Genomic DNA, 4,290 nt, shown 5'->3' on the forward strand with positions numbered 1-4,290 from the left:
AAGTTTTTCACTCGCTGCTACCAATTTACCTTCGCCGCTAAACAAAGCTCACTTAACGTTGTAAGTGAGCTTTTGTTAATGTATCTAAATAATCAATTATGCAGAATATATAGATTGTGTTTATTAACACGTCTGATATTGAACTACATCCAAGCATATTTATACTAATTATCATTAAATAAGAAGGGTAACTAACATATTGTGTCGAATAGCTTAAAAAGGTCTATCTGATGAAGTTAACATAACTTCCAAGTTAATGTTTGAAAGGTCAAGTCAACATCGAGAAGATTGCAAAGAATATGAGAGGAAGGGGGTACATACATGCGCAAGCAGGAATGCGTGGCAATGCTGTTAGCTGGTGGACAAGGTAGCAGATTGGGCGGTTTAACTCGAAAAAGGGCAAAACCAGCAGTTTCCTTCTGTGGTAAGTATCGAATTATCGATTTCACCTTGAGCAATTGCACAAATTCAAACATTAATACGGTCGGTGTTCTAATCCAATATAAGCCATTACAGCTTAATTCATATATTGGTTTGGGTTCAGCATGGGACTTAGATAACCCGTATGGCGGAGTCCACATTCTCCCCCCTTTTTTAGGTGAAAAGGAAGGAAGTTGGTATAACGGAACAGCGAATGCTGTGTACCAAAATTACGAATTTATTGATTTTCACGATCCTGAATATGTACTTATTCTTTCCGGGGATCACGTCTATAGAATGGATTATGCGCGAATGCTAAACTTTCATAAAGAGAAGAGTTCTGAAATAACCATTGCGGCCATTCAAGTTTCTCGAGAGGAAGCCTCTCGGTTTGGAATTCTAACTGTTGACGGAGATGCTAGAATAACAACGTTTTCGGAAAAACCTGCCCAACCGGACAGTGATCTGGCTTCTATGGGTGTCTATATTTTTAACTGGTCAACACTTAAACAAGCGTTAATTGAAGATGCAAAAGATTTAGGGTCTCAAAATGATTTTGGCAAAGATATCATTCCACACCAGTTAAAACAAGCGAAACGAGTCTATGCTTACGAGTTCCATGGGTATTGGCGAGATGTTGGCACAATTGAAAGTTATTATCACGCTAATATGGAGTCCTTGAGGGAGGGACATTTTCTTAATATCTTTGATCCGCAATTCCGAATATTTTCGAATGAAGATATTTTACCACCCCATTTTGTTGGGTCTACCGCGAAAATAGAGAACAGTCTTGTTTGTAATGGGTGTATTGTTCACGGTGATGTGCACAATTCAATCATAGCGCCTGGAGTTTATGTGGGCAAAGGGGTAGAAATAAGGGATTCTATATTATTACCGTATGTAAAAGTTCACACTGGATCACGCATACGAAAAACGATTGTCGGAGAGAATGCAGAAATTATGCGTCACTGTATTGTTGGTGCTGAGGGACAAGTCACTCCGGATCAAGAAGGGATTACGGTTATTGAGGATAATCATAATATCTCTGAAGGCTCCGTTATCGAAGAAGGTAAGAATGTTTATAGGCCCCAGATAATTTGAAAGGCGGGAGCAATAATGTCGAACGCTATAGGAATTATTTATGCAAATAGCGCAACTGACAACTTACAAGGACTTGCCCTAAAAAGGCCGATAGCTGCAGTTCCCTTTGGAGGCAGATATCGAATTCTCGATTTCGCGTTATCCAGCATGGTTAACTCTGGAATAAGAACGATTGGATTGGTAACCCCACACCATTATAGACCACTTCTGGATCACTTGGGAGCTGGTAAAGCTTGGTTTCTGGACAGAAAAGATGGTGGGTTGTTTATTTTGCCTGAAGCCATTCATGGCTTCTCCGAGAACAATCATACGTTTTGTGTTACGGATTTATATAATAATATTGAGTTTCTGCAAAAAGACTTTGCGGAAAATGTTATCATCAGTAGTGGTGATCAAATATATAATATAAATTTTAAGAATGCACTCGAATTCCATAATGACAAGCATGCAGATGTTACTTTGATATACAGCGAGACCGCTACCTCAGATAAACAGACGGATGGAGTATTTCTCGAGATGGGTGAGGGACGGAGAGTTACTAATATTCTAGACAAAAAAGGTTGCGAGAGAGGACTGTTCCCCCAATCACATTTTGTCGATATGTTAATAATCCGACGTGAGCTTTTGTTAAATATTGTTGAGAAGTATAGTGGCATTGGGTGTATTGACATAATAGATATTTTTAATTCAAACTTGCAAATTTTTAAGATTTATGGTAGCCCAACGTGTTCGTCGATTGGGACGATTCATACGCTTAAAGATTACTTTGATCGAAGTATGGAACTTTTGGACCTGGAAGTTCGAGGTAGATTATGGTTGGGAGGGGATCGAATACATACAAAATTTAAAGATTATCCTCCCACTCAATACACCTCACAGGCAAAGGTCAGCAACTCATTGATTGCTAGTGGATGCTCTATTGCAGGAGAAGTAGTTAACTCAATTATCTTTCGAGGTGTGATTTTAGAGCGAGGATGCAAAATAAAAAATAGCATAATCCTTCCAAAGTGTCATATCGAGGAAAATGCGCAAACGGATTATGCAATTCTTGATAAATCAGTAAAGGTTAATAGAGAAAATATCTTTAAGGGGAGTTCTTATAACCCATTGGTGGTCCTCAAAAGAACAATGGTCTAATAATGAAAGGTATTAAGGAAGACGTGGGAATTACGATTAGAACCCGAGATGAGAGCTTTAGGAGCTTTCATCTCGGGTTCTAATCTGCTCTGCTCATAATTTAAACGGGAGAGATTATTTTTTGAGGGTAGTATTTTTGTTAATGACTTTCCCATCCTGCAGGTAAACCTTAATGGACGTAGAGTCAGGTAACATCCAGACGACATTTCTTAATATTACATTAGCATGGTTTTTTTTGTAGCTGACTTCCTGGTAATCAGGTCCAAGAATGGAAACCGCCTGATCAAAAGTCATGCCTGTTGTGATTTGATTAAACTGATCTAAGGTAAGCTTGGATGTGGTTTTTCCAAGGTTTGATTGAATTTTAGTTACAACTTTACCCTTATTAGTTTGGACTAGGATCGTTTTAGTCTGTTCATTCCATGTGTAATCGATAACGTCGGAATTGATCGCTTTTTTCTTGCCTTCTCCCAGAATGCTTTTAACATTCTCGTAAGTTGTATCGAGTTTAATCTTAAGGTAGTTTTCATAGGTAACTACTCCGTTTGCAGGAGTTGAACTGTTAGGTTTAACATCTTGTGAGTTGGGTGCCGGGGAAGTTGGTACTTGAGAAGTTGAATCCCCTGAGGATTTCTCAGAATTGTTAGGTTTGCTTGGCGTACTTCCACAGCCAGCTACACTTAATAATAGAATCATAAGAATAGGAAAAATTAACTTTGACCAAACTGATTTTTTACTGAACATTTTAAATCCTCCTGTATTAGAAATTACATATGAATTATACCATTACAAGATTAAACTACAAAAAGTCTTATAGGTATTATCTTCAGTTTGAGATTATTAGACATACCAGTGGCTATTATATATTCTGACAATAATACCTTTTATACTGTTGAAGTGTTGTTTCACATATCACTCTCTCGGACCTTGACAGTTAGAAAATATTTCTTACACCGGAAGGATTATGAAGAAAAAACAAGAAATAAATATAAGCACTAAAATTAGACGTTAAAGAATAGTCTAGTCGTTTCTTGAATTAACAAACGGCGAGTAATCTTTGAAGTAGCTCTTTCTCAATTTAATACGAACACCTTAAATTTAAATTGATTGTAAAAAGGAAAGATAACACAGCTAAATTGCAAGAATATGGGGGAGGTAAATCGATGAAGAAACGCTATCACAAATTAATAACCACAATACTTTTCTTATTATTTTCAGCGTTAATATTTCCAAAAAATTCTTTAGCAACAAGTACTCTATCAACACCAACGGACCTAAGCGCTACGGTTGAAAGCTCCAGCGAAATATACTTAAACTGGGATTCTGTCAGTAATGCGACATCCTATTATGTTTATAGAGCCACCTCTTCTTCGGGCACTTACTCCAAAATTGCGACAACGAAAACTTCAAGTTATACAGATACTGACTTGTCGGCTGATACCACCTATTATTACAAAGTCTCGGCCGTCAACAGTTCTGATACAAGCTCCTATTCTTCTAAAGAAAATGCTACAACTGAAGAGTCTGATGAGTCTGATACACTGTCAGCACCGACAGATCTGAGCGTTTCAGCCGAAAGCTCCAGCGAAATATACTTAAACTGGGATTCTGTCAGTAATGCGACATCCTATT

Annotated in this window: 4 protein-coding genes; 3 read left to right on the forward strand and 1 reads right to left on the reverse strand. The window is 37.7% G+C overall.

Annotation, left to right across the window (positions count from 1 at the left end; genetic code table 11):
- Positions 1 to 321: 321 nt before the first annotated feature.
- Both DSBG_RS21250 and glgD read left to right on the forward strand, forming a co-directional pair.
- On the forward strand, positions 322 to 1,521 hold the full coding sequence (locus DSBG_RS21250; RefSeq protein WP_068966973.1) for a glucose-1-phosphate adenylyltransferase: 1,200 nt from the start codon (positions 322 to 324) through the stop codon (positions 1,519 to 1,521).
- Between the two features lie 15 nt (positions 1,522 to 1,536).
- Positions 1,537 to 2,658 (forward strand): glucose-1-phosphate adenylyltransferase subunit GlgD, encoded by a 1,122-nt coding sequence (gene glgD / locus DSBG_RS21255; RefSeq protein WP_068966976.1) that lies wholly within the window; start codon positions 1,537 to 1,539, stop codon positions 2,656 to 2,658.
- 114 nt (positions 2,659 to 2,772) lie between these two features.
- On the opposite strand, the gene DSBG_RS21260 is transcribed toward glgD, so the two are convergent.
- Positions 2,773 to 3,402: a DUF3862 domain-containing protein gene (locus tag DSBG_RS21260; protein WP_068966978.1), complete on the reverse strand. Its 630-nt coding sequence runs from the start codon at positions 3,400 to 3,402 to the stop codon at positions 2,773 to 2,775.
- A gap of 419 nt (positions 3,403 to 3,821) precedes the next feature.
- On the opposite strand from DSBG_RS21260, the gene DSBG_RS21265 reads away from it, so the two are divergent.
- A partial coding sequence (locus DSBG_RS21265) for a fibronectin type III domain-containing protein (RefSeq protein ID WP_141694401.1) occupies positions 3,822 to 4,290 on the forward strand: 469 nt, incomplete at its 3' end.

Source organism: Desulfosporosinus cupriresistens (genome assembly GCF_001707885.1).
In the GTDB taxonomy this organism is placed as follows: Bacteria; Bacillota; Desulfitobacteriia; order Desulfitobacteriales; family Desulfitobacteriaceae; genus Desulfosporosinus.

Bases quoted from the DNA above. Each gene is read 5' to 3' on its own strand.
- glgD (WP_068966976.1), top strand. From the start codon at position 1,537: ATGTCGAACGCTATAGGAATTATTTATGCAAATAGCGCAACTGACAAC.
- DSBG_RS21260 (WP_068966978.1), bottom strand. From the start codon at position 3,402: ATGTTCAGTAAAAAATCAGTTTGGTCAAAGTTAATTTTTCCTATTCTT.
- DSBG_RS21250 (WP_068966973.1), top strand. From the start codon at position 322: ATGCGCAAGCAGGAATGCGTGGCAATGCTGTTAGCTGGTGGACAAGGT.